This window comes from Curtobacterium sp. PvP017 (assembly GCF_054060195.1).
Map to the genome: position 1 here is coordinate 771,981 of NZ_JBSSCY010000001.1, position 24,334 is coordinate 796,314.

Annotated in this window: 20 protein-coding genes and 1 tRNA gene; 7 read left to right on the forward strand and 14 right to left on the reverse strand. The window is 71.9% G+C overall.

The features are described from left to right. Positions 1-93 precede the first annotated feature (93 nt). The 5 genes from ACVKXF_RS03760 to ACVKXF_RS03780 form a co-directional block, all read right to left on the reverse strand. Complete coding sequence (locus ACVKXF_RS03760) at positions 94-2,439, reverse strand: transglutaminase family protein (protein WP_456794876.1); 2,346 nt, start codon at positions 2,437-2,439, stop codon at positions 94-96. Beyond that, a complete protein-coding gene (locus ACVKXF_RS03765; protein WP_456794877.1) occupies positions 2,436-3,767 on the reverse strand; it encodes a DUF58 domain-containing protein in 1,332 nt (443 codons plus the stop codon). The genes ACVKXF_RS03760 and ACVKXF_RS03765 overlap by 4 nt, the downstream gene beginning before the upstream one ends. After that, the gene (locus tag ACVKXF_RS03770; RefSeq protein ID WP_456794878.1) at positions 3,767-4,759 is read right to left on the reverse strand and encodes an AAA family ATPase; all 993 of its coding nucleotides are present in this window, start codon (positions 4,757-4,759) and stop codon (positions 3,767-3,769) included. Before ACVKXF_RS03770 ends, ACVKXF_RS03765 begins: the two co-directional genes overlap by 1 nt. A 172-nt stretch (positions 4,760-4,931) precedes the next feature. Then, the gene (locus ACVKXF_RS03775; RefSeq protein ID WP_456794879.1) at positions 4,932-5,936 is read right to left on the reverse strand and encodes a sugar phosphate isomerase/epimerase family protein; all 1,005 of its coding nucleotides are present in this window, start codon (positions 5,934-5,936) and stop codon (positions 4,932-4,934) included. Further along, complete coding sequence (locus tag ACVKXF_RS03780) at positions 5,933-7,153, reverse strand: Gfo/Idh/MocA family protein (RefSeq protein ID WP_456794880.1); 1,221 nt, start codon at positions 7,151-7,153, stop codon at positions 5,933-5,935. The genes ACVKXF_RS03775 and ACVKXF_RS03780 overlap by 4 nt, the downstream gene beginning before the upstream one ends. A gap of 97 nt (positions 7,154-7,250) precedes the next feature. Between ACVKXF_RS03780 and ACVKXF_RS03785 the strand changes: the two genes are divergently transcribed. Continuing rightward, positions 7,251-8,252: a LacI family DNA-binding transcriptional regulator gene (locus ACVKXF_RS03785; protein WP_456794881.1), complete on the forward strand. Its 1,002-nt coding sequence runs from the start codon at positions 7,251-7,253 to the stop codon at positions 8,250-8,252. A gap of 64 nt (positions 8,253-8,316) precedes the next feature. On the opposite strand, the gene ACVKXF_RS03790 is transcribed toward ACVKXF_RS03785, so the two are convergent. Further along, positions 8,317-8,766 (reverse strand): MarR family winged helix-turn-helix transcriptional regulator, encoded by a 450-nt coding sequence (locus ACVKXF_RS03790; protein WP_123314171.1) that lies wholly within the window; start codon positions 8,764-8,766, stop codon positions 8,317-8,319. Between the two features lie 157 nt (positions 8,767-8,923). Here ACVKXF_RS03790 and ACVKXF_RS03795 point away from each other — a divergent pair, with 157 nt between their 5' ends. After that, a complete protein-coding gene (locus ACVKXF_RS03795; protein WP_456794882.1) occupies positions 8,924-10,120 on the forward strand; it encodes an MFS transporter in 1,197 nt (398 codons plus the stop codon). Positions 10,121-10,280: 160 nt separating this feature from the next. Here ACVKXF_RS03795 and ACVKXF_RS03800 read toward each other — a convergent pair. From ACVKXF_RS03800 to ACVKXF_RS03815, 4 genes are all read right to left on the reverse strand, one after another. After that, positions 10,281-10,369 (reverse strand) — tRNA-Ser (locus tag ACVKXF_RS03800). 456 nt (positions 10,370-10,825) lie between these two features. Further along, the gene (locus ACVKXF_RS03805; RefSeq protein ID WP_456794883.1) at positions 10,826-12,019 is read right to left on the reverse strand and encodes an LCP family protein; all 1,194 of its coding nucleotides are present in this window, start codon (positions 12,017-12,019) and stop codon (positions 10,826-10,828) included. A gap of 293 nt (positions 12,020-12,312) precedes the next feature. Beyond that, entirely contained in the window at positions 12,313-12,993 is a 681-nt protein-coding gene (locus ACVKXF_RS03810) for a GntR family transcriptional regulator (RefSeq protein ID WP_456794884.1), read from the reverse strand. Between the two features lie 170 nt (positions 12,994-13,163). Then, a complete protein-coding gene (locus ACVKXF_RS03815) occupies positions 13,164-14,618 on the reverse strand; it encodes an MFS transporter (protein ID WP_311316894.1) in 1,455 nt (484 codons plus the stop codon). A gap of 203 nt (positions 14,619-14,821) precedes the next feature. Here ACVKXF_RS03815 and ACVKXF_RS03820 point away from each other — a divergent pair, with 203 nt between their 5' ends. Next, a complete protein-coding gene (locus ACVKXF_RS03820; protein ID WP_340196756.1) occupies positions 14,822-16,207 on the forward strand; it encodes a MoxR family ATPase in 1,386 nt (461 codons plus the stop codon). Beyond that, a complete protein-coding gene (locus tag ACVKXF_RS03825; RefSeq protein WP_456794885.1) occupies positions 16,200-18,200 on the forward strand; it encodes a vWA domain-containing protein in 2,001 nt (666 codons plus the stop codon). Before ACVKXF_RS03820 ends, ACVKXF_RS03825 begins: the two co-directional genes overlap by 8 nt. A 359-nt stretch (positions 18,201-18,559) precedes the next feature. Here ACVKXF_RS03825 and ACVKXF_RS03830 read toward each other — a convergent pair whose 3' ends face one another. Genes ACVKXF_RS03830 through ACVKXF_RS03840 form a run of 3 tightly spaced genes read right to left on the reverse strand, consistent with a single transcriptional unit; the run spans position 18,560 to position 20,598 of the window. Further along, the gene (locus tag ACVKXF_RS03830) at positions 18,560-19,318 is read right to left on the reverse strand and encodes an SCO1664 family protein (RefSeq protein WP_340196754.1); all 759 of its coding nucleotides are present in this window, start codon (positions 19,316-19,318) and stop codon (positions 18,560-18,562) included. Further along, complete coding sequence (locus ACVKXF_RS03835) at positions 19,315-19,842, reverse strand: DUF3090 domain-containing protein (protein ID WP_456794886.1); 528 nt, start codon at positions 19,840-19,842, stop codon at positions 19,315-19,317. Before ACVKXF_RS03835 ends, ACVKXF_RS03830 begins: the two co-directional genes overlap by 4 nt. Before the next feature lie 33 nt (positions 19,843-19,875). Then, positions 19,876-20,598 carry a histidine phosphatase family protein gene (locus tag ACVKXF_RS03840; RefSeq protein ID WP_456794887.1) on the reverse strand — a complete coding sequence of 241 codons (723 nt, stop codon included), beginning with the start codon at positions 20,596-20,598 and terminating at the stop codon, positions 19,876-19,878. Between the two features lie 90 nt (positions 20,599-20,688). On the opposite strand from ACVKXF_RS03840, the gene ACVKXF_RS03845 reads away from it, so the two are divergent. The 3 genes from ACVKXF_RS03845 (at position 20,689) to ACVKXF_RS03855 (ending at position 23,603) form a co-directional block, all read left to right on the forward strand. Further along, the gene (locus ACVKXF_RS03845) at positions 20,689-21,894 is read left to right on the forward strand and encodes an MFS transporter (protein ID WP_456794888.1); all 1,206 of its coding nucleotides are present in this window, start codon (positions 20,689-20,691) and stop codon (positions 21,892-21,894) included. Positions 21,895-21,965: 71 nt separating this feature from the next. Then, complete coding sequence (locus tag ACVKXF_RS03850; RefSeq protein ID WP_123314181.1) at positions 21,966-23,111, forward strand: AI-2E family transporter; 1,146 nt, start codon at positions 21,966-21,968, stop codon at positions 23,109-23,111. 63 nt (positions 23,112-23,174) lie between these two features. Then, the gene (locus ACVKXF_RS03855) at positions 23,175-23,603 is read left to right on the forward strand and encodes a BLUF domain-containing protein (RefSeq protein ID WP_111084665.1); all 429 of its coding nucleotides are present in this window, start codon (positions 23,175-23,177) and stop codon (positions 23,601-23,603) included. Here ACVKXF_RS03855 and ACVKXF_RS03860 read toward each other — a convergent pair. Further along, a complete protein-coding gene (locus tag ACVKXF_RS03860; protein WP_456794889.1) occupies positions 23,566-24,198 on the reverse strand; it encodes a ScbR family autoregulator-binding transcription factor in 633 nt (210 codons plus the stop codon). The genes ACVKXF_RS03855 and ACVKXF_RS03860 overlap by 38 nt on opposite strands. Positions 24,199-24,334 lie beyond the last annotated feature (136 nt).

The following is a 24,334-nucleotide window of genomic DNA, read 5'->3' on the forward strand; positions in this document are numbered from 1 at the left end:
TGTTGACCGCTCGGTGACCGGCTGTCGCGCCGCACGGAGCCGCCAACCTCGCACCAGCCGGCGATCCCCGCACGGTGCCGCGGCCAGCCGGGGTCAGGCCGGGCGACGGGAGCGGCGACGGCCCTCGTGCGACCACGCCGACGACGGCAGCAGGCTCGGCGGCAGCAGGCGCGACCGCACCACCCTCCCACCGGACACCGCGGCGTCGAGGGCGTCCCGCGCCTGCTGCACGTGCCGCACCAGCGCGTCGCCGTCGACCGAGGCGACCCCGGCGCCCGCGAACCGTTCACGGTCGACGGCATCGACCACGGCGTCGAGGTGCGGGATCACCGAGGCCGGCAGCACCGGACGGAGTCGCCCGAGGACGGCTCGGGCGGTCCGGGCCGCAGCCGCTGCGTCGCCCGGTGGAGCCAGTCCCGGGGCGTACCCGTGGTCGGCGACGTCGTCGAGGGCCTCGCGCCAGGCGTTCACCGCCGGGGAGCGCCCGGCAGCGACGGCGGACAACCGCGATCGCCGCCGGAGCGCGCGGACCAGACCGGGTGCGACGAGCAACGCGAGGACGAGCGCCGCGCCGAAGAGCAGGCCGGCCGGACCGCTGCCGCCCGCGGCCCCGGACGCACCGGCCAGCGCCGATGCCGAGGGGGTCGGCGTCGCGGAGGACTCGGCGGGGGCGGACTGCTCGGGCGCGGGGAGCGGCGACTCCGGGGTCGCAGGGGTCGGGGTCGCCGTCGGTTCCGTCGACGGCTGCGCTGCCGCGTCGGAGTCCGGCGTCGGCTCGAAGGCGACCCACCCGGCGCCCTGGATGTACAGCTCGGGCCAGGAGTGCAGCTGCCGGTTCGACACCGCGTACTCACCGTCGGGCTGCGCCGACCCGGCCCGGTACCCCACCGCGATGCGGGACGGGATGCCGAGCGTTCGGGCCATCACGGCCATCGCCGACGAGAAGTGCACGCAGTACCCCTCACGCACCCGCAGGAAGGTCGAGACGACGTCCATGCTGTCGCCGTCGTAGCCCTGCTCGACGGGGGCGGTCTCGGAGTAGGTGAACAGGTCGCTGCGGAACCACTGCTCGAGCGCGCGGGCCCGGGCGTAGTCGTCGGATGAGGCCCCGGCCACCCGTTCGGCCGTCGACGAGATGTTCCCGGGCAGGTCGTCCGGCAGGGTCAGGTCGGTCTGCAGCTGGTCTCCGCTCGGCTCGCGGAACCCCCGGCCGTCGGTACGGGACAGGGCGCCCGAGGCCGCGACGGCGTCGAGGTACGCGTTGGCGAAGGTCGAGGCGCCGTAGACCTCGTACGTGGCACCGCGTGGCGTGGCCGGACCGGTCGACCGCACGGTGCTCGAGGCACCCATCCAGCGCCACTGGGACAGGTCGAGGTTGGTGGACCGCGAATCGATCGACACCGCGCCGGACGGCACCGGCAGGTAGGTGCTGGACAACCCGGTGATCCGGACCGTGACGTCGCCGCGCGTCGCCAGCCGGGGGTTCACGCCCTCGGCCCACTGCTGCTGGTCGGCGGTGTCGGCATCGGCGGCGTTGGTGACCGTCGGTACCCAGTCCCCGGTACCGAACTCGTCCAGGTCGGCGAGCTTGAGGTACTCGGGCTGGCCGTCGGACGACCGGTAGCGGAGCACCTCGAGCTCGCTCGGCTGCCGCAGGTCGTTGCCGAGCTCGAGCAGGGTGCCGGGGCGACCGGGCTGGATCGGCGATTGGACGGCACCGGTGACGCCGGACAGCCAGCTCGCGTTGAGCGGCACGATCGCGGGCAGGCCGATCGCCACGACGAGTCCGATCGCGCCGACGACCGCGGCCGGCACCGCACGTTGCACGGGCCGGACGGACAGCCACAGCAGGGCGAGGAAGGCGACCGCCGTGGTGACCACGAGGGCGGTGCCCGCCGGCTGTCCGGTGATGATGCCCGGGACGATGAGGATCACGAGCGCCGGCGCGGCCGCGAGCGACGGGATCCGGGCGATGGCGGCGAGGAAGAGCGAGACACCCGCCACCCAGGCGATCGACACGGTCACGACCAGACGGATCGCGTCGGTCTGCGGCAAGGGAGCGGGGTTCAGGCGGATGGCCGCGAGCGTCTCGCCCAACGCCCCGTCGGCGTCCAACCAGCCGAGGGGTTGCACGTCGTTGACCAGGGCGGCGGCGCACGAGCACAGCACGAGGGTGGCGACGAGCGCGACGAACCGGATGCCTGGGGGCCGGCGGCGCACCGCGAGCATGACGGCCACGAGCACCGCGACGACCACGACGCCGGACACCCACCAGTCGGTGCCCTGCACGAGTGGACGGATCGCGAGTGCGGCGACGAGCACCGGGACGGGGGCGAGTGCGACGACCCAGGTGCTGGGGGTGTCGCGGGTGTCGTCGTCGCGGTCCAGGACCTCGCGCACGTCGACGGGTCGTCGCGACGGCGCAGCGGTGCCGCTCACCGGGTGGCTCCGGACGCGGTCGCCCCGACCACCGGCACCACCAGGGTGCGCCAGCCGCCGCGGTCGAGGATCCCCCGGACGACGGGGTCGGGCGGCACGATCGTCGCCATGATCCCGCGGCTCGATCCGCTCGTCGCCGCCACGAGTTCGGCCGCCTGCTCGGCGGTGCAGTTGCCGGTGACGACGGCGGTCATGCCGTGCACGTCCCGTCCACGTACCTCGGGCAGGACCTCGGTCACCGGGCGGGCGTCGCTGCGGAGTCGGACGTCGGCGAGTCCGACGAGCACGTCGGTGAGGCCGCCGACGTCGCCGGCGTGGCGGGTGCTGCCCGACGGGCCGTCGCTGACGAGCACGACGCGCGAGGTGCGGGCAGCGAGGGCGCGGGCCACACTGGCGGCGACGACGACCGCGTGTTCGAAGGCCTGGTCACCGCCCAGGTCGGACAGCTCCGCCAGGTCCTCGCGCCCGAGGCCCTGGTACGACTCGCGCCGGACGTCGAGTGCGATGACGGCCTCGGGCGGTTGCGCCTGCGTGGTCTGCCGGACGTGCAGTTCGCCGCGACGAGCGCTCTGCGCCCAGTGCACCCGACGGATCGGGTCGCCGGGACGGTACGGCCGGAGTTCGCTGTCGTCGGCGGACCCACCCTGCCCGACCCGCCCTTCGTCGGCGGAGACGGCACCGGCCAGGGCGCCGGTGTCGATCGCGGTGAGGGGTGCGCTCGCGGGGACGACGACGACTTCTTCTGCTGGGACGACCGGGCGGTCGATGCGGAGCAGGCCGAAGGGGTCCTCGACCCGGATGGTGACGGGTCCGACCAGCGTGCGGCCGCGGTGCATGGCGAGCGCCTCGACGTCGAGCACCGCCGGCGGCAGCCCGGGTCCGACCTGGGCGTACGTCTCGGCCTCGGACACGCTCGCGAAGGCGTCCTCGAGCTGTTCGCGGACGAGCAGGGTCGATCGCGGACCGATCGGCAGACTGGTGCTGCCGAGGGTGATGCGCTCGCGGTAGACCTCGCCGACCTGCACGATCGCGCGGGCCGTGCTCCGGCTGCCCCGGAGCGGCGCGGCGACCACGAACGCCATCACGATGCCGAGCACGACGAGCACGAGCAGCAGCAGACCGGCCGACACGGCGACGCTGGTGGTGCCCACGAGTCCGCCGCCGACCAGCCCGATGCCGATCGCGATGACGGTCCAGCCGCGCACGGTCGGGCGGGGGAACGGCGTCCGCCGGAGCAGCGACAGCCCGCGGCGGCCGAAGCGCCCGAGCGTCGAGCGCGCGGCACCGGTGCGCCGCAGCAGCGACGACGGTGCCGATCGGCCGGGCATCAGGAGCGGACGGGAGTCGCCGTGAACGGCACGGCGGTGTCGGAGACGACGCGGACGACGATCTCGCGCACGGTGTCCTCGCCCGTGCCGCCGAGCCCGCGGGCCACCGGCACGAGCCGGTGTGCGAGCACGATCGGTGCCAGGGCGGCGACGTCGTCCGGGGTGACGAACGGCCGGCCGAGCAGCGCCGCGTGGGCACGAGCCGCCTGCGCCAGGTGCAGTGTCGCGCGGGGGCTGGCGCCGAGCACCAGGTCGGGGTGGGTGCGCGTGGAGCGGACGATCGCGATGACGTACGCCTCGACGTCGGGGGCGATGTGGACGTTCGCGACGGCCTCGATGATCGCGCGCAGGGTGGTGACGTCGACGATCGGACGCAGGTGCGACAGCGGATCGCCACCGCCACGGTTCGCCAGCATCTGCCGTTCGGCGTCGACGCTCGGGTACCCCATCGCGATGCGCGCCATGAAGCGGTCGCGCTGCGCCTCGGGCAACGGGTAGGTGCCCTCCATGTCGATCGGGTTCTGCGTCGCCACGATCATGAACGGCCGGTCGAGCTGTCGGGTCACGCCGTCGACGGTCACCTGCGACTCGGCCATCGCCTCGAGCAGGGCGGACTGGGTCTTCGGGCTCGTGCGGTTGATCTCGTCGCCGATGACGACGTTCGCGAACACCGGCCCCGGTGAGAACCGGAACGTGCTCGAGGACTGGTCGAAGATGTTCACCCCGGTGACGTCCGACGGCAGCATGTCCGACGTGAACTGGATGCGGTTCACCGAGCCGCCCACCGAGGCGCCGAGCGCCTTCGCGAGGACCGTCTTGCCGACGCCGGGGACGTCCTCGACGAGCAGGTGCCCCTCGGCGAGCATCACGGTGAGCGCGGTGCGGATCGCCTCCGTCTTGCCGTCGATGACCGTCGACACGGACGCGACGATCGCGTCGCCGACCTCTCGGATGCGCTCGAGGGGGAAGGCGGGGTCGGTCGGCTCCGGCACGCAGGGCTCCTCGTCTCGGGACAGGTGTCGTGCATGCTACCTCGGTCCGGTGACAGCGCCCGGTGGGCGTGTCACCGATGCGCAGTGGACGGGAGGCCCGTGGGACGTTCGCCGGTCGGCGCACGTGCCGCGGGCCTCCCGTCCGGATCGCGTGGTGCGTCTCAGGAGCGGCTCACGCGCGCGTCGCGAGCGCCGCGTCGGCTGCGCGCAGGACCTCCGCGGCGACCGCGACCCCTTCTTCGCGACCGAGCTCGGTGTCCTCGTGCTCGATGTTGACCCACATGTCCGGGTCCACCTCGCGCAGGGCCTCGAGGAACGCCGACCAGTACGCCTCGTCGTGGCCCTTGCCGAGGGCGACGAAGTCCCACGCGGACGGCTTCGGCCACTCGTTGGCCCACTCGTCGCCACCGAGGTTCGTGCGCGGCTCGTCCGGCGACAGCCGACGGAACGAGTTGTCGAGCACGCCGTTGATCGCCGCGTGCGGGTTGATCCGGACGTCCTTCGCAGCGGCGTGGACGACCAGGTCGCCGAGGTCGCGGACGACCGCCACCGGGTCCATCTGCTGCCAGAACAGGTGACTCGCGTCGAGTTCGACGCCGACGTTCGTCAGGCCGCCGCGCTGCACGAGCTCGCGGATCGTCGCCGGGTTGAACACGACGTTCTGCGGGTGCAGCTCGAGCGCGACCTTCACGCCGTGCTCGCAGGCCAGGGCGTCGATCTCCTGCCAGAACGGCACCGCGATGCTCCACTGGTACTCGATGACGTCGAGTGCGGCGGAGTTCCAGGCGTTCACGATCCAGTTCGGTCGTGTGCCGCCGGGCTCGCCCGCGGGCAGCCCCGACATCGTGACGACGCGGTCCTGGCCGAGGCGTGCGGCGAGGCGGATGCTGCGCCGGACGTCCTCGGCGTGGGCGTCGCCGATCGCACGGTCCGGGTGCAGCGGGTTGCCGTTGCAGTTCAGGCCGGCGATCGAGACCCCGGTGCCCTCGAACTGGGCGAGGAAGGCGTCGCGGGCCTCGTCGGACTCGAGGATCGCGTCGATGTCCGGCACGTGCACCGGGGGCAGGAACCCACCGGTGTTCAGCTCGATGCCCGTCAGGCCGTTGCCCGCGATCGCCGCCAGGGCGTCGGCGAGCGGTCGGTCGTGGAAGATCGCGTTGTACAGCCCGAGCTTCATGCGTGTGCTCCTTCGGTGGTGCGGACGGGCGGCACGTCGAGGGCGGCCCCGCCGGCCGCGGCGGACCGGGCCACCGCGTCGAGGATCTCCATGTTGTGCACACCGTCGTCGAACGTGGCGTTCGCCGGCAGCGGGTCGGCGACGCCGGCGACCTCGTCGAGGAACGCGCGGGCCTGGTACTCGAACATCTGGTTCTGTCCCCAGCCGACACCGGGGGCGTCCATCGCCATGCCGCCGGCGACGTAGGGGTGGTCCGGGCCGAGGACGACCTGGCGGTACCCGCCCAGGCGCGAGCCGTCGGCCTGCAGCGCGAGGCCGATCTCCGAGGCGCGCTCCTGGTCCCAGCGGGCAGCACCGTTCTCGCAGAAGACCTCGACGACCAGGCCGTTCGGGTGCGCGGTGGCGACCCGGGACACCTCGAGCGAGCCCACCACGGAGCCGTCGCCGAAGCGTGCGTTGAAGGTGGCGTAGTCGTCGTTCTCGACGTCCGCGAACTCCCCCGTCAGCGGGACGGCCTGGCCGCGCAGGGCGAACCCGGCGGCGATCGGGCGCTTCGTGATGGCGGTCGTGAACAGGCCGCCGTTGACGCTCTGCACCTCGCCGGCCAGGAACTCGGCCACGTACGCCAGGTGCGAGCCGACGTCGGCGAGGGCGCCGGTGCCGGGGGCACCCGCGAAGCGCCACGAGAAGGGCACGTCGGGCGAGGAGCCGTAGTCGGTCCAGTAGCGACCGGAGACGTGCAGGACGCGACCGAGCGTGCCGTCCTCGACGAGCTGCTTGATCGCGGCGAGGCCGGGAGCGCGACGGTAGGTGAAGCCGACACGGGCGACGAGCCCGCGCTGCGATGCCTCGGCGGCCGCGGTGGCCATCGCCCGTGCGTCCTCGAGCGAGTCCGACAGCGGCTTCTCGCACAGGACGTGCTTGCCGGCGGCCAACAGGCCCTCGACGATCTCGCGGTGCAGCGTGTTCGCGACGACGACGCTCACGACGTCGATGTCGTCGGCCTCGGCGATGGCTCGCCAGTCCGTGTCGTGCCGTGCGTAGCCAAAGCGCTGCGCGGCCTCGGCCGCGAGGGGCTCGTAGACGTCGCCGATCGACACGAGCCGCACGGGCGGCAGCGTCGGGGCGAAGAGTGAGGGGGCGTTCCGCCACGCGGCCATGTGGGCCTTGCCCGCCATGCCCGCCCCGATGATGGCGACGCCGATGCTGTCGCTCATGGTTCTCTCCTTCGAGAAGTACGGTGCGATTCTGGAACGTTCCAGAACGCGTCGGTAGACTGTAGCCCGACCACCCCATGTCCTGTCAAGGAGCCGCGTGTCACGACCCCCGACGATCATCGACGTCGCGACCCGTGCCGGCGTCTCGAAGTCACTCGTCTCGATGGTGCTCCGCGACGACCCCGGGGTCTCCGACGCACGCCGCTCGGCTGTGCTCGCAGCGGCCACCGAACTCGGCTACCGCCCCAACCGTGCCGCCGCGATCCTTGCCGGCACCCGGACCCGCACCATCGGGGTCATCGTCGACGACTTCCGCAACCCCTGGTTCGTCCCCCTGCTCGACGGCATCCGCGACGCGCTCGCACCGCACGGCCTGCGACTCACCCTGGCGGACACCCGCGCGAACGCCCACCTCGACTCCTCGCCGTTCGACGACCTCGTCTCCCTGCGGGTCGACGGCGTCGTGCTCGCCGCCGAGGGCTTCCCCGACCTCGTCGTCCCGGCCGACACCCCCGTCGTCGTCGCCGGTGCACGAGCCGACGTGCCCGGCGGACTCGACGTCGTCGCCTCGGACGAGGCCGCCGGCGGCCGGTTGGCAGCGGATCACCTGATCGGCCTCGGTCACCGCCACATCGTCCACGTCACCGGCTCGGGAGGCCCGGCTGCGGTCCGCCGCGAGGGCACCGTCGCGCAGATGGTCGCGTCCGGCATCGAGCCACTGGTGTACGGCGACGGCCCGACCTCCGAGCAGACCGGGTACCGGGCCACGGTGCGTGCACTGCAGGACCACCCCGACCTGACCGCGGTGTTCGCCGCGAACGACCTCATGGCGATGGGCGCGATCGCCGCCGTCCACGAAGCCGGACTCCGGGTACCCGAGGACGTCTCGGTGGTGGGCAACGACGAGACACCCCTCGCCGCCTCACCCCTGCTGCGCCTGACGACGGTGGACCCGCACAACGACGAGGTCGGACGGCTCGCGGCCGCGCGGTTGATCGACCGCATCGGTTCGCCGGCGCCGGACTCGGCAGGGCCGATCCGGACGCTCGTGCCGCCGACGCTCGTCGTGCGGTCGACGACGGGGCCGCCGCGGGCCTGAGACGCGACCACCCGCCGACCCCAGCACGCGAGGCGGCGGCGCTCCGAGCCTCCCGGTCGACGGGTCAGACGGTGGCACCCTCGAGCCGGTCGACCGCGACGGCGAGCTCCTCGAGCTCCGGCACCTCGCGCGCTTCGGCGAGCGCCCCCTCGAGCGCCGCGGCGTGGATCGGTGTCGCGCGGTCGAGCAGCACCTGACCCGCGTGGGTGAGCTCCGTGTACATCCCCCGGCGGTCATCGGCGCAGAGGACGCGGGTCAGCAAGGCACGCTCCTCGAGACGGTTGACCAGGCGAGTCGTCGCACTCGGGCTGAGGGCAGCGGCCCGGGCGAGCTGCTGCATGCGCATGTGGAAGCCGTCCTGCCGGCGCAGGGCGTCGAGGACGGTGAACTCGACGACGGACAGGTCGACGTCCCGCAGCGCGCGCTCGAGCCGCGTCTCGATCAGACCGTGCAGCGCCGCCAGAGTGCGCCAGCCGTGGGCGCGGACGGCGGTGGAGGTGTCGTCGACGGACATCGGGCTCCTTCTGGTCGGCTGTGCGATCGGTGCCGCGGTCGTTGCGGGCGCACGCAGTTGCTTGCGCCGATAGTCCGCGTGTGCAACTATCGATATCCCGCGCCTGCAACAACCAGCGTACGCGGCACAGCTGCACCGCACAACGGAAGGAACCCCCATGCCCGCGGGACTCATCGCCCTCGCACTCGGCGGATTCGGCATCGGACTGACCGAGTTCGTCATCACCGGCCTGCTGCCCGAGGTGGCGGCCGACTACAGCGTCACCGAGACCACGGCCGGCTGGCTCGTCACCGGCTACGCACTCGCCGTCATCGTCGGAGCGCTCGGCCTGACCGCCGCCACGACCCGACTCCCCCGCAAGCCCGTCCTGCTCGGGCTGCTCGTGCTGTTCATCGTCGGCAACACCCTGTCCGCGATCGCGCCGACCTACGAGGTGATGATGTCCGGACGCGTCATCGCCGCCCTGTGCCACGGTGCGTTCTTCGGCATCGGGTCCGTCGTCGCCGCGAACATGGTCGAGCGGTCGAAGCGCGCCTCGGCCGTCGCCCTGATGTTCACGGGGCTGACCGCGTCGAACGTGCTCGGGGTGCCCTTCGGCACGTTCCTCGGTCAGGCGCTCGGCTGGCGCTCGACCTTCTGGGCCATCGTCGTGATCGGCGTCGTCGCCCTGGTCGGTGTGCTCGTGCTCGTCCCCACCGTCCGTGCGGCCGAGACCCCGTCACTGGCACGCGAGCTCGGCGCCTTCCGCTCCGGCCAGGTGTGGCTCTCGCTCGGGATGACCGTGCTCGGCTACGGCGGGATGTTCGGGGCCTTCACCTACATCGCGTACACGTTGACCTCGGTGTCCGGCTTCCCGTCCTCGGCGGTGCCGTGGCTGCTCGTGGTGTTCGGCGTCGGGCTGTTCGTCGGGAACTTCGTCGGCGGCAAGCTCGCCGCACGCTCGATCGACCGGACCCTGCTCGTCGTGCTGGTCGCCCTCACCGTCGTGCTCGGACTGTTCGCCCTCGTCGCGACGTCGCCCGTGCTCACCGTGATCGCACTCGTGCTCATGGGTGCCTTCGGGTTCGCGACGGTGCCGGCCCTGCAGACGCGCGTGATGCAGTACGCGGACCACGCACCGACCCTGGCGAGCGGGGCGAACATCGCCGCGTTCAACCTCGGGAACGCGCTCGGCGCCTGGATCGGCGGGCTCACCATCGCCGCCGGGCTCGGCTACACCTCGCCGATCTGGGCGGGCGCGGGCATCACGCTCGCAGCCGTGGCCCTGACGCTCGTCGCGATGGGTGCCGTGCGGCGCGGGCGTTCGCGCGTGGCCGGCGAGCTGACCTCGACAGGGAGCGTCGCGACGGCCTGACGGCAGCCCGACGGCCTGACGGCAGCCCGACGGAACCTGGTTCCGGACACAGCACCACGCCGTTCCGCGGTGCCGTTTCCGGAACCAGGTGCGTGCGATGCGCAGACCACCACGGAGACGACGAAACCCCGGTCCGATCGGACCGGGGTTTCGTGGAGTGCGGAGACGGAGGGATTTGAACCCTCGGTCCCCTAAAGGGGACTCCACCTTAGCAGGGTGGTGCACTCGGCCGGACTATGCGACGTCTCCAAGCACTCTCGCGAGCGCTCCGACCACCATACAGGAGGACCGGGCGACTCTCGACCCGACCGCACCCCGCGCGTGGCACGGTCACGGAACACGGGTCCCCCGAATTGGGGACAGCTCGGCCTTGTCGCCGCGTACCCCGGTGCATAGCATCGTCGAGACGCGGCAATCACGTTCCGGGGCTCGTCCCCGTCGTCGCGACACAGCACCGACGTCGCTCTCCGAGCCGGGCCCGGCGCGCCCGGTTGCCTGGCGCCCGCTCGGGGAGTGGCTTCCGGGGGCGCGGTCCACCACCGCGCCCCCGTTTCTGCGTCCGGGCATGGCGGCCGACCAGTACGCGAAAGCGACAGTGTCCCGGCACGGCCCGCGGTCTGTGCCGTCAGCGCGACAGTGTGCCGCGGATGTTCGGCGGCAGACTGTCGCTTTCGCGAGACGCGGGGCGGGGCCAGACCCGCCAGGTCAGTAGCCGAAGGCCTTGGAACAGGTCTGCTGGTCGGCGGACTGCCCCTCGAGCCCGTCGATGGTCTCCGGCGTCGCGGATGCCGTCGGAGCAGCGGCGGCAGGTGACGACGGCGCGGCAGCCGCGGGCGAGGACGCCGGAGCCGACGGCGCAGCAGCCGCGGGCGACGAGGCAACAGCGGACGGCGCCGCCGCGTTCGTCTCCGACCCGATGCCCGTGCTGTCCTCCCCCAGGGAGAACGACTGGTCCGCCTTGATCTTCGCGAACAACCGGTCGGCCAGGTACGTCGTCGGCTGCACCTTGCCCTCGTAGACCCCGGTGCCGCCGGTCGTGCCCGGGTACTGCACGAAGTTCACCTGCGACAGCGGGAGGTCCTGCAGCGCTCGACCCATCTGCACCATCGTGCCGATGTCGTTCAGGCTCTCGGACAGCTGCATGTTCGACGCCGCGGCACGGGCCAGCTTGTACAGGGTGGTCGGCGAGGTGAGGGTGTCGTTCGACTTCACGGTCCGGAGCAGCGACGACAGGAACACCTGCTGGCTCGAGATCCGGCCGAGGTCGGAGCCGTCACCGACGCCGTGCCGGGTCCGCAGGAAGGCGAGGGCCTCGTCGCCCTGCAGGGTCGAGGTGCCGGCGGGCAGGTCGAGCCCGGTGTACGGGTCCTCGATCGGCTGCGCCACGCACACCGGCACACCACCGATCGCGTTCGACATCTCGATGACACCGTTGAACGAGACCGCTGCCGAGTACTGGATGTCCAGGCCGGTGAGCCCCTGCACGGTCTGGGTCACGCAGTTGAGCCCGCCGTCGCTGAACGAGGTGTTGATGGGTTGGGCGGCCATCGCCGATGCCGTCCCGGAGCCGTCGGTCTTCTTGCACGCGGGGATCGGGGTGACGAGGTCGCGTGGGATGCTCACCGCGGTCGCGTTGGTGTGGTCCGCCGAGACGTGGAGCAGGATGTTGACGTCGTTGAGGGTGGCGTCGCGCTCCCCGAACTCCGCGGACTGGTCCGGGTCGTTGTCCGTCCCGACGACGAGCATGTTGAAGCCGCCCTTGTAGGCGCTGAGCGACGGAGCCTTGGTGCCGTTCGACCGCGGCGCCGGCTGACCCTCGATCTGCACGCCGTCGCCGAGGTCGTCCGTCACCTGCTTCGCTGCGATGGCCGCCACGGAGGCGGTACTGACGAACGCCACTGCGACCACGCTCGCGACCAGCGCAGCAACGGTCCGGAGGGGTGCAGACCGTCGGAGACGTCCGTGGCGTGCGATCCCGTCGGCTCGGTTCAGGCGGTGGGAGCGATCGCGGACATCGTGCACGGGCTCTCCTGTCGTCGGTGGACGCGCCGGGGTGGCAACCGGTCAAGGCTGCCACGGAGCTCCCTGGCGATCCAGTGCGAACGACCTCGAACCCGAGTGCGCGATCCGCCACCGGCCCCCGGATCCGTGCGCCGCGACGCCGACCTGTGCGAACCCGCAGCGTGGCCCGCTCAGGAGGCCACGGAGACCCGGAACCGGTCCGGCAGGGCGATGAGCGCCGCGGCGAGCTCGAGCAGCACCGCCGCGCAGTCGTCGACCGCGTCGCGCTCCGCTGCCCGCACGGCCTGGTCGACGAGGTCGAGTCGCCGCGCTCGGTCGACCACGGCGTCGATCCCGTTGGCCAGGGCGACGTCGTCCGTGAAGAACATGTCGAGGACGGTGCGCTGGGACAGCATCCAGTCGGCGCTCACCGAGGCGCCGCGCCGTCGCAGGAACCACGCGGCGAGTTCGACGAAGGCCCCCGCTTCGGTCCAGCACTCGCGGAGCCAGCTGTGGTCGAAGCGATCGTCGGGCCCCGTGCCGCTCGCCGCCGGGTCGACGATCATCGCGCGTGCGATGCGCAGCCGCTCGGTCATCTGGTCGACCGACCACTGCGTGATCACGACGCCGACGTACCGCTGGACCGTGACGAGCTGGTGCGACTCGAGGGAGACGAGGGCTTCGCGCACCGGGGTGCGGGAGACCTGCATGTCCTCGGCGATGGTGTCGAGCCGGAGTCGCTGCCCACGCCGGTACTCGCCGCGCAGGACGTTGTCGAGCAGACGGAGGAACACCGCGTCGCGCAGCAGGCTGCGCCGCAGCCCACGGGGATCGAGGTCGCCCCGACCGATGCGCAACGGTGACTTCTCCATGCGGCCAGCCTCACGCACGGCGGATGCCCCCGGCGGGGGCGCCGCCACCATCGTGGATCGTCGTCGTCGGGGTCGCGCTGTGGAGGAGTGCCATGCGGGCACAGTGGCACCCTGTCGACGGCGCCGCTAAACACTCTGCATACAGAATGTTGCATGGCCGAGGCCGTGCGTCAGCGCCGCTGCTCCTCCGCGTCGCCGGTCAGGACCGAGAGCGGTTGCGTCACGTCCTCGAGCCCCTTCCGGGCGGCATCGACCCCGAAGACCAGGGCGATCACCCCACCGCCGATCATCACCGCGGACCCGAGCAGGTACCCCCAGAAGAGCGGCTCACGCGAGGATCCGTCCCCGATGAACGCCCCGTAGATCAGCGGCGCGATCGCACCGAAGACCTGCGCGAGGGCGAAGAAGTACGAGATGGCCTGCGACCGCAGTTCGAGCGGGAAGATCTCGCTCACCGTCAGGTACGCGCTCGAGGCACCGGCCGAGGCGAAGAAGAACGACACGCACCAGAAGGCCACCTGCACCGTCGCCGAGATCGCGTCGGCGCGGAACAGGAACGCCGAGGTCGCCAGGACGAGCCCGGACACCAGGTACGTCAGGAAGATCATCTGGCGCCGGCCCCAGGTGTCGAAGAACCGACCGAGGATGATCGGCCCGAGCAGGTTGCCGATCGCGAAGGGGAAGAAGTAGATCGACGTCTGCGCGGTCTTCAGGCCGAAGAAGTTCGTCAGGACGAGCGCGTAGGTGAAGAAGATGGCGTTGTAGAGGAACGCCTGCGTGATCATCATCGACGCCCCGACCAGCGTGCGCGTCGGGTACTGCTTGAGCAGCACGCGCGCGATGGTCAGGAACCCGACGCGGTCGGTCGGCGTCACGGTCATGGCCTTCGACTCGTCGACGTCCGGCAGCCGCTTGCCCGTGGACTTCTCGACCGCCTCCTCGATCTGGGTGACGGTCGCTTCCGCCTCTTCCTCCCGCCCGTGGGTCATGAGCCAGCGCGGACTCTCGGGAATGTGCCGCCGCAGGAAGATGATCGCGATGCCGAGCACCGGGCCGAGGAAGAACCCGATGCGCCAGCCGATGCTCTCGGAGAAGTTCGCCGTGTCGAGCAGGTAGATGTTCGCGAAGGCGCCGAGCGCTGCGCCGCCCCAGTACGTGCCGTTGATGGCGATGTCGACGTGGCCGCGGTACTTGGCCGGGATGAGTTCGTCGATCGCCGAGTTGATCGCCGCGTACTCGCCGCCGATGCCGAGGCCCGCGACGAACCGGAACGCGGCCAGGAACCAGAAGTCCTGGGCGAGGCCGGCGATGCCGGAACCGATCAGGTAGATCGCGAGCGTCAGGATGAAGAGCTTGCGGCGCCCGAGCCGGTCGGACATCCGCCCGAACACCAGCGCTCCGACCACCTGGCCCACCAGGTAGATCGTGCCGAGGGAGGTCACCTGCTGCGTCGACAGGTCGAGGTCGGCCTGGAATCCCGCGTTGGAGACGATCTGGATCTCCAGACCGTCCAGGATCCAGGAGACCCCGAGTCCGACGACGACACTCCAGTGGAACCGTGTCCACGGCAGTCTGTCCATCCTGGCGGGGACCAGGCTCTTGATCGCCCCGTTCGTGCTGCTCACGAGAGGGGAACCTACGCCGAGATCGGCGAGATGGTTCACATTCGGTACGACGGGGCCGGCTCGGAGCCGGATCCCCCTATCGAATCCGGCTCCGATGCCGGAGCCCCAATCATTGCGGTTGCTATGGAAACCCACAAGCGGACGGGAGGCGCGGTGCCAGCTGGCACCGTGCCTCCCGTCCGCAACGGCGTAACGTCCAGAACGTGACCCGACCCGACATCCGCACGGTCGGCGAGCTCCGCACTTCTGGCCACGTCCAGAAGCCGGTCCGCGCCGAGATCCGCGACAACCTGCTCACCGCGCTGCGCGCGGGAGACGACCCCTGGCCCGGCCTACACGGGTTCGAGACGACCGTGATCCCACAGCTCGAACGTGCCCTCATCGCCGGCCATGACATCGTCCTGCTCGGCGAGCGCGGCCAGGGCAAGACCCGCCTGCTGCGGACGCTGCAGGGCCTGCTCGACGAGTGGACCCCGGTGATCACCGGCTCCGAACTCGGCGAACACCCGTACGAGCCCATCACCACCGCGAGCGCCCGCCGGGCCGAGGACCTCGGTGACGCCCTGCCGATCTCGTGGCGCCACCGCGACGACCGCTACGTCGAGAAGCTCGCGACACCGGACACGAGCGTCGCCGACCTGATCGGCGACGTCGACCCGATGAAGGTCGCCGAGGGGCGCAGCCTGGGCGACCCGGAGACCATCCACTTCGGACTCGTCCCCCGCGGCCACCGCGGCATCGTCGCCATCAACGAGCTGCCGGACCTAGCCGAACGCATCCAGGTCGCGATGCTCAACGTGATGGAGGAACGCGACGTCCAGATCCGCGGCTACGTGCTCCGGCTCCCCCTCGACGTGCTCGTGGTGGCCAGCGCGAACCCGGAGGACTACACGAACCGCGGCCGGATCATCACACCGCTGAAGGACCGCTTCGGCGCGGAGATCCGGACCCACTACCCGATCGAACTCGAGGACGAGATCGCCGTCATCCGGCAGGAGGCGCAGCTGACCGCCGAGGTGCCGGACGCGATCGTCGAGATCCTGGCCCGCTTCACCCGTGCGCTGCGCGGGTCGAGCGCGGTCGACCAGCGCAGCGGTGTCAGCGCCCGGTTCGCGATCGCCGGCGCCGAGACGGTCGCCGCGGCGGCCGTGCACCGCGCGGCACGGCAGGGTGAGCCGGACGCCGTCGCACGGCCGATCGACCTCGAGACGGCGGTCGACGTGCTCGGCGGCAAGATCGAGTTCGAGAACGGCGAGGAGGACCGCGCGGACGAGGTGCTCGAGCACCTGCTGCGGACCGCCACGGCGGAGACGGTGCGTGCCCGGTTCCGCGGGCTGGACTTCGGGGTGCTCGTCGAGGCGCTCGACGGTGGGACGATGGTGACGACGGGCGAGCAGGTCGGGGCACGGGCGTTCCTCGAGGGGCTGCCGTCGATCGGCGAGTCCGACCTGTACGACCAGGTGTGCGAGCGCCTCGGTGCCACGAACGACGGCGAGCGCGCGGGTGCGATCGAACTCGCGCTCGAGGGGCTCTTCCTCGCCCGCCGCATCAGCAAAGAGTCCGGCGGGGGCGAAGCCGTCTATGGCTAGGCAGAACCGTCGCCTGACGCGGGACACCCGGTACGGCAGGTACACCGACGGTCCGGACCCGCTCGCGCCGCCCGCCGACCTCGCCGAAGCACTCGACGCCATCGGGCAGGACGTGATGGCCGGCACGTCGCCCGAGCGCGCGATGCGGGAGTTCCTGCGCCGTGGCGGCCGGACGCAGCGCGGGCTCGACGACCTCGCGCGCAAGGTCGCGGAACGGCGACGAGAACTCACCGCGAAGAACAACCTCGACGGCACGCTCCAGCAGGTCCGCGAACTGCTCGACCAGGCGCTCCGTGCCGAACGCGGCGAACTCGCCCGCAACGTCGACCTCGACGACGGGGACCGCGCCCTGGCGGAGATGCAGCTCGACAGCCTGTCCCCGTCGCCGGCCGCCGCCGTGCAGGAGCTCGGCGACTACGACTGGACGAGCCGCGAGGCCCGGCAGAAGTACGACGAGATCAAGGACCTGCTCGGACGCGAGGTGCTCGACCAGCGCTTCGCGGGCATGAAGCAGGCGCTCGAGGGTGCCACGGACGAGGACCGCGCCGCCGTCAGCGCGATGATGCAGGACCTCAACCAGCTGCTCGAGGACCACCGCGCCGGCACCGACACGCAGGAGCAGTTCGACGAGTTCATGGCGAAGCACGGCGAGTACTTCCCGTCGGGTCCCGCGAACGTCGAGGAGTTGCTCGACGACCTCGCCGCACGGGCCGCAGCCGCCCAGCGGATGCGGAACTCGATGACGCAGGAGCAGCGCGACGAACTCGACGCGCTCGCCCAGCAGGCCTTCGGCTCCCCCGACCTGATGGGGCAGCTGTCCCAGCTCGACGGCACCCTGCGGTCGCTGCGCCCCGGTGAGGACTGGGGCGGGTCCGAGCGCATGGACGGCGAGCAGGGCCTCGGACTCGGCGACGGCACCGGGGTCTTCCAGGACATCGCCGACCTCGACGCGCTCGCCGACCAGCTCGCCCAGTCCGGACCCGGCTCCGAGCTCGACGACCTGGACCTCGACGCCCTGACCCGGCAACTCGGCGCCGAGGCGGCCGTCGACGCCAAGACCCTGCAGCAGCTCGAGAAGGCCCTGCGGAACTCCGGGGCGATGCGCCGCGGAGCCGACGGACAGCTCCGGCTCACCCCGAAGGCGATGCGACAGCTCGGCAAGAGCCTGCTCCGCGACGTCGCCGAGCGGATGTCCGGCCGACAGGGTGCACGGGACGTCCGGCAGTCCGGCGCGGCCGGCGAACCGTCCGGTGCGACCCGGCAGTGGGCGTACGGCGACACCGAGCCGTGGGACGTCACCCGGTCGATCACGAACGCCCTGACCCGGACCGCCGCCACCGGCCGGGTCGGCCCCGGCGTCCGCCTGAGCATCGACGACGTCGAGGTGCAGGAGACGGAGGCCCGCACGCAGGCCTGCGTCGCGCTGCTCGTCGACACGTCGTTCTCGATGGCGATGGAGGACCGCTGGGTGCCGATGAAGCGCACGGCCCTGGCGTTGCACACCCTGGTGTCGACACGGTTCCGCGGCGACGACCTGCAGCTCATCGCGTTCGGTCGCGAAGCCGAGGTGGTGGACATCGAGCAGCTCGTCGGTCTCGACGCCATGTGGGACAAGGGCACGAACCTGCACCACGCGCTGCTGCTCGCCAACCGGCACTTCCGGAAGCACCCGACCGCGCAACCCGTCCTGCTCATCGTCACCGACGGTGAACCGACGTCGCACCTCGAGCCGAACGGGCAGGTGTGGTTCGACTACCCGCCGGACCCCGTGACGATCGCGCTGACCGTGCGCGAACTCGAGAACGCCGGGCGACTCGGCGCCCAGACGACGTTCTTCCGCCTCGGGGACGACCCGGGGCTGGCGAGGTTCATCGACGCCATGGCGAAGCGGGTGGACGGCTCCGTCGTCGCTCCGGAGAACGACGACCTCGGCGTCGCCGTCGTGGGGTCGTACCTGGGCTCGCGCCACGGCGGGCCGTCGCTGTTCGACTGACCACCGAGACGGTCTCGACAGGGGCTGTTGCGCGAGGTGCCGCAGACGTATGCTGAGCGCCACCACAGTTGCCCCAGACCCCGGCCGCCGTGATCGTTCTTCCTGCGCCGACGTCGTCGGTGTGCCGGAAGCGGTCGGCCGAGTGCACCTGATCCGTTCTCGACCGGTCGACTCCCGCGGGGTCCCGGAGTGCAACGGCGCACGCCACCGGACGCCACGGGTGTCCGCGTCCACGGATCACGGACGCGGACCGGTCGGTGGGGTCCGGACCCGACGGGCCCCACCGACCCGGATCCGACGGGCCACGGGAGCCGCACGGTCCGCCACGTCCGCCAGGTCCGCCAGGTCCGCCGGGCGTGTCAGAACAACGGCCACGGCACCGCGGGGCCGTGCCCCGGCGGTGGCGGGAAGATGCCGACGGCCCGCAGTGCCGCGCACCGCGCACGCAGCGTGTCGACCTCTTCCGGTGTCAGGTGCTCGGCGAGTTCGTCGCCCAGGGCACCGCGGAGCGCTTCCGACACCCGGTCGAGCCCCTCGAGTTCGTCCGGGCCGAGCGGCTCGCCGATCCACCCCCACAGCACCGTGCGGAGCTTGTGCTCGACGTGGAACGCCAGCCCGTGGTCGACCCCGAATCGGTGGCCGTCGGGCATGGCCAGCACGTGCCCGCCCTTGCGGTCGGCGTTGTTCACGACGACGTCGAAGACGGCCATGCGACGCAACGCCTCGGAGTCCTCGTGCACGAGCGTCACCGGCTGGTCGTGCTCGTCGATCGCCTCGAGGACGGGCAGCCACGGTGACCCGTCGGCCTCGGCGACCTCGGGCGCGACGAGGTCGACCGCGTCCTGATCCGGGTCGATCGTCTGCCAGCGCTGCACCATGCCGGGGCCGAACGGGCCGTCACCGAGCCAGGTCGGCGGGACGATCCCCCAGCCGAACGCCTCGGACACGAGGTGCGCCCCGACCTCGCGGCCGGCGAGTGTGCCGTCCGGGAAGTCCCAGAGCGGGCGCTCCCCCTCGATCGGCTTGTAGACGACTGCCTCGCCGTCCAGTTCGGCCAGGAACGTCGCGTTCGAGGCCTCGCGGATCCGCGCCGTGATGTTCAGTGAGCCGTCGCTCATGCGTCGCCGGGCCGACGGCCGGCGGCGACGATCTCGCGCGTGCGCTCGACGAACGCACGGGCGGTGCCGACCGGGATCTTGACCTGGAAGAGCTCGTCGGGTTCGGGGATCTCGACGACCGCCTCAATCTCGATGCCGTCCTCGCTCTCCTCGGACACGATCTCGACGTCGTCGTCGATCGGGTACGCCTCGATGACCACCTGCGCCGTCGACGGGTCGAAGCCCAGGCTCAGGGCACCGGCACGGAACTCCGGTTCCACCGGCTGGTCCAGGGGCTCCGGGTCACGGAGTTCGACGGGAGCGGTGTCCGGCACGCTGAAGCGGTTCGCCTCGACCGTGGGGACCTCGTCCAGCAGCTCGTCGATCTTCTCGGCGAGCACCGCGGTCTGCTCCTTCTCGAGGGCGACGCTGGTGACGCGCTTGCCGGATCGGGCCTGCAGGTAGAACGAGCGCTCGCCCGGACGGCCGATGGTGCCGACGACGAGGCGGTCCGGCCAGTCGAAGCCGTGGACGATGGAGGGCATACCCGCATTGTAGGAGTGCGGGCCTGCGCCCGTTCAGGGTCTGGCAGGACCTGGCTCGGACGGGGCCTCCGGGTGTCCGGCCCCGCCGCCGACCGCCGCGTCCCCGCTCGGCGCCGGAGCGGTCGCGAGCCACGACAGATCGCCGGACTCGGTGTTCGTCGCGACCACCTCGGGGCGGTGCTCGCCGTACCGGACGACGGACACCGACGCCGGTCCGACACCGATGCGCTGGAACAGGTCGAGGTGCATGCCGAACGCGTCGGCGAGGACGGACTTGATGATGTCACCGTGGCTCACCGCGACCCAGACCGCGCCGGGACCGTGCGCCGCCTCGACCTCGGCGTCGATGCGGCGGACCGCCGACACCGCCCGGGACTGCATGGTCTGCATGGACTCGCCGCCGGGGAACACCACGGCGCTCGGGTTCGCCTGCACCGTCCGCCACAGCGGCTCCTTCGACAGGTCGACGAGCTTCCGCCCCTGCCACTCGCCGTAGTCGGCCTCGGTGATCGCCCGCTCGATCGCCGACGCGGGGTCGCCCGACTGCCGCTCCAGGATCGCCCGGGCCGTCTGCCGGCACCGTTCGAGCGGGCTCGAGACGACGGCGGCGAGGGGGACGGCGCCGATGCGGTCGGCGGTCCGGGCGGCCTGCTCCCGCCCGACGGCGTCGAGTCGCACGCCGGCGGTGCGTCCGGCGAGCACGCCCGTGGCGTTCGCGGTGGTGCGTCCGTGTCGGACGAGGAGGACGGTCGCCATGTGCCCGATCCTAGGCGGCACCTGGCACGACGGGCGTCGGCGAGCGCGGCTGCCCTTGACGGGCCGTCGGTCGACCGATCAGATGGTCACATGACCCGGCACCCTCGAGGGGCCCTGTTCGCCACGTCGACGATGACCGGCTTCGGCATCGCCACGTGGGTGACCAGGACGCCCGCCATCCGCGACGAACTCGGGGCGTCGATCGAGGCGATGGGGCTCGTGCTGCTCGGGCTGTCGATCGGGTCGATGATCGGGATCCTCGGTGCCGGTGCGCTCGTCCGACGGCTCGGGACGCGACCGTTGATCCTGCTCGGTGGCGCGCTGCCCGTGATCGGCATGGTCCTCGTCGCCCTGCTGGCCCCGGCGCAGGTGCCGGCGGGTGTCTGGGCGGGGCTGTTCCTGATCGGGTTCGGGTCCGGAGTCGCCGAGATCGGCCTCAACGTCGAGGCCGCCGCGGTCGAACGGCACATCGGCCGCCCGGTGGTGCCGGTGCTGCACGCCTGCTTCAGCCTGGGAACCGTCGTCGGCGGGGTCGTCGGCATCGCGATGACGGCTGCCCGGACACCGGTGGCCGTGCACCTGCTCGTCGGGGCGGTGGTGATGGCGGCACTCGCGGCCTTCGCTGCGCGCAACCTGCAGCCGCTCCCGCGTGCCGCGGCACAGACGGACGGAGCCGACGCCGCAGAGACCGTCGGCGCGTCCCGCGTCACCACGGCGACCCGCCGATCCGTCATCACCGTGCAGCTCGCCCTCGTCGCGGTGATCACGCTCGCGATGGCCTTCGCCGAGGGTGCCGCCAGCGACTGGCTCCCGCTCCTGATGACGACCGACCACGACGCCCCGGAAGCGGTCGGCTCGCTGGTCTTCACCGGGTTCGCGCTCGCCATGCTCGTCGGCCGGTCGGCCGGTACCCCGCTCGTCACGCGACTCGGGCGGGGTCGGGTCGTCCGGCTCTGCGCCGCGGTCGGCGGGATCGGGGTCCTGCTCGTGGTGGTCTCGCCGAGTCCGGTCGTCACGGCGATCGCCGCGGCCGTGTGGGGGCTCGGCATCGCCCTCGGGTTCCCACTCGCGATCTCGGCAGCGGGTGACCACCCGACCGACGGGGACCACCGCGTGTCGGTCGTCGCCACCGCCGGGTACATCGCGTTCCTGGTCGGGCCGCCGCTGCTCGGCTTCGTCGGCGAGCACCTCGGGCTGCAGGCGGCGATGCTGGTGCCCCTCGTGCTGCTCGTCGCCGCCTTCGTCGTCGCGCCCGCCGCCCGTGACGCCGACGTGCGGCGGACCGTCCCCACCTGAGCCGCGATCCCGGGCGCGCGTCCGTGCGTGGGTCCGGGCGCGCCGCCCCGCGGATCGGTACGGTCGATCCCATGCCGTTCTTCCGCGACAGCCCCCAGCCGACCACCCCCTCGAAGATCCAGGCGGCGTGGTCCGACTCAGCGGGCCGTCTCGCGACGCGCTGCCTGCAGCTGATCATCGTCGTGGTGGTCATCGCGGGCGTCGTCTACGCCGGCAGCGTCCTGAGCGTCGTCACCATCCCGGTGCTGCTCGCGCTCATCATCGCCTCGGCCATGCACCCGGTCGTGTCCTGGCTCCGCAAGCACCGGGTGCCGTCGGTGCTGGCGACCCTCGCGGTGCTCATCGGCGTCCTCGCGGTGCTGGGCCTGGTCGGCTGGCTGATCGTCGTCGCGGTCGAGAACCAGTGGTCGCAGCTGCAGAAGTCGGCCGTCGACGGGTTCCAGCAGTTGCAGGACTTCGCGAAGAACCTGCCGATCTCGATCTCGGACAAGCAGGTCGACGACGCGGTGGCGTCCGTCACCGACTTCGTCACGAGCGCGCAGTTCGGCTCCGGCGCCCTGGCCGGCGCCTCGGCCACCGCGAACTTCCTGACCGGCCTGGTGCTGATGATCGTGGTGCTGTTCTTCTTCCTCAAGGACGGCCCGAGCATCTGGGAGTTCCTGCTCCGTCCGTTCACGGGTGAGCGGTACGCGCGTGCACGCCGGGTCGGCGACCGCGTGGTGTCGACCCTCGGCGGGTACGTCCGCGGCACGGCCACGGTCGCCGCCGTCGACGCCATCGGCATCGGTGTCGGCATCGCGATCGTCGGTGTCCCGCTCGCGCTCCCCCTGGCCGTCGTCGTGTTCATCACCGCCTTCATCCCGATCGTCGGTGCGACCGCGGCCGGCATCCTCGCAGCCCTCGTCGCACTCGTCGCGCTCGGCCCGGTCCAGGCGCTCATCGTGGTCGGCATCGTGATCCTGGTGAACCAGCTCGAGGGCAACTTCCTGCAGCCGGTCCTGATGGGTCGCACGCTGAAGCTGCACGGCCTGGTCATCCTGATCGGCCTGACCGCGGGCACCGTCCTGGCCGGCATCACCGGGGCCATCATCTCGGTGCCGCTGCTGGCCGCCGCGTGGGGCGCGATCCTGGTCTGGGACGGCCCGAACACCCCGGCGCGTCCGTGGCGGAAGAAGCGCAACGAGGACGTCACGGCCCACGAGCTCCCCGCCGACTGAGTCCCGGGGCGTTCTGCGGACATCCGTTTCGCGCAATCGGGACCGTCGCACGAAGATGGACCCGTGCTCGTCTCCATCGTCTACATGAGTCGCGCCGTCGTCCCCTTCGACGACGGCGACCTGGCGACGCTGCTGGACGGCTCACGGCTCCGCAACGAGGCGCTCGGCGTCTCCGGATTGCTCGTCGTGAAGGGCGGCCGCTTCATGCAGTTGCTCGAGGGTCCGGCGTGGAGCGTCGACGACCGGTTCGCCGCCATCAGCCGTGATCCGCGGCACGGCGAGGTGAAGTCGCTCATCCGCGAGGACATCGAGCGACGACGCTTCGACGGATGGTCGATGGCCTACCGCTCGCTCGACGACGCGGACGTCCACGCGGAGCCGGGCTTCAGTCCGTTCCTGTCCGGCGAGACGGACTTCCCACGGTCGTTCGACCGCACGAGCGCCGCGTGGCTGCTCAAGTGGTTCCGCGACCGCGAACTCCACGACCGCTGAACGTCTCGTCCACCACCCCGAGCAGTCGGTCGCGGTGCGCCGGGTCCGCCGTGGCCGTCAGCACGACCCGCCACATCGTCGCGACGGCCGGGAACAGGTCCGAACGCCCGGTGCGGACGTCGGACACGAGTTGCACCCCGGTGAAGTAGGGCACGACGGTGGCGCCGAGCTGCTCAGCGGTCAGGTCGGTGCGGAGCTCACCGGCCGCGATCGCCAGCCGGAACACGTCGACGATCCCGCCGATCCACTGCTCGTAGAAGCTGACCGTCGCCGCGTGGAACTCGCCGCGCTCCAGCGACAGCCGGATGCCCGCCCGCACGATCGGGTCGGTCCGCAGCAGGTCCGCGATGGCGTGTGAGGCGCCGACCAGGGCGGCTGCGGGCGACTGCTCGGTGTGGCTGACGACGTCGAAGGTGCGGACGTTCTGCTCGTCGATCACGCCGAGCGCCAGGGCCAGCTTGGTCGGGAAGTGGAAGTACAAGGCTCCCTGCGAGACGCCCGCTCCGCGGGCGATGGCCGCGATCGTCGCGGCGGCGAAGCCGACGCGGTCGAACTCCTCCGCAGCGGCCACCAGGATCTGCTCACGTCGTTCCACGTGACCAGTCTCACGGACGGGAGGCGCGGGGGGGGGCCCCCCCCCCCCCCCCCGCCCCCCCGGGGGGGGGGGGCCCCCCGGCGGGGCCCCCCCCGCGCCCGGGGGGGCCCCCCGGGGTGGTTGGGGGGGGGTGGTG

Excerpts from the sequence above, each read along its gene's own strand:
- ACVKXF_RS03845 (WP_456794888.1), top strand. The coding sequence starts at position 20,689 with ATGACCCGGCACCCTCGAGGGGCCCTGTTCGCCACGTCGACGATGACC.
- ACVKXF_RS03790 (WP_123314171.1), bottom strand. The coding sequence starts at position 8,766 with ATGTCCGTCGACGACACCTCCACCGCCGTCCGCGCCCACGGCTGGCGC.
- ACVKXF_RS03830 (WP_340196754.1), bottom strand. The coding sequence starts at position 19,318 with ATGAGCGACGGCTCACTGAACATCACGGCGCGGATCCGCGAGGCCTCG.
- ACVKXF_RS03835 (WP_456794886.1), bottom strand. The coding sequence starts at position 19,842 with ATGCCCTCCATCGTCCACGGCTTCGACTGGCCGGACCGCCTCGTCGTC.
- ACVKXF_RS03810 (WP_456794884.1), bottom strand. The coding sequence starts at position 12,993 with ATGGAGAAGTCACCGTTGCGCATCGGTCGGGGCGACCTCGATCCCCGT.
- ACVKXF_RS03825 (WP_456794885.1), top strand. The coding sequence starts at position 16,200 with ATGGCTAGGCAGAACCGTCGCCTGACGCGGGACACCCGGTACGGCAGG.
- ACVKXF_RS03775 (WP_456794879.1), bottom strand. The coding sequence starts at position 5,936 with ATGAAGCTCGGGCTGTACAACGCGATCTTCCACGACCGACCGCTCGCC.
- ACVKXF_RS03840 (WP_456794887.1), bottom strand. The coding sequence starts at position 20,598 with ATGGCGACCGTCCTCCTCGTCCGACACGGACGCACCACCGCGAACGCC.
- ACVKXF_RS03765 (WP_456794877.1), bottom strand. The coding sequence starts at position 3,767 with ATGCCCGGCCGATCGGCACCGTCGTCGCTGCTGCGGCGCACCGGTGCC.
- ACVKXF_RS03850 (WP_123314181.1), top strand. The coding sequence starts at position 21,966 with ATGCCGTTCTTCCGCGACAGCCCCCAGCCGACCACCCCCTCGAAGATC.
- ACVKXF_RS03795 (WP_456794882.1), top strand. The coding sequence starts at position 8,924 with ATGCCCGCGGGACTCATCGCCCTCGCACTCGGCGGATTCGGCATCGGA.
- ACVKXF_RS03780 (WP_456794880.1), bottom strand. The coding sequence starts at position 7,153 with ATGAGCGACAGCATCGGCGTCGCCATCATCGGGGCGGGCATGGCGGGC.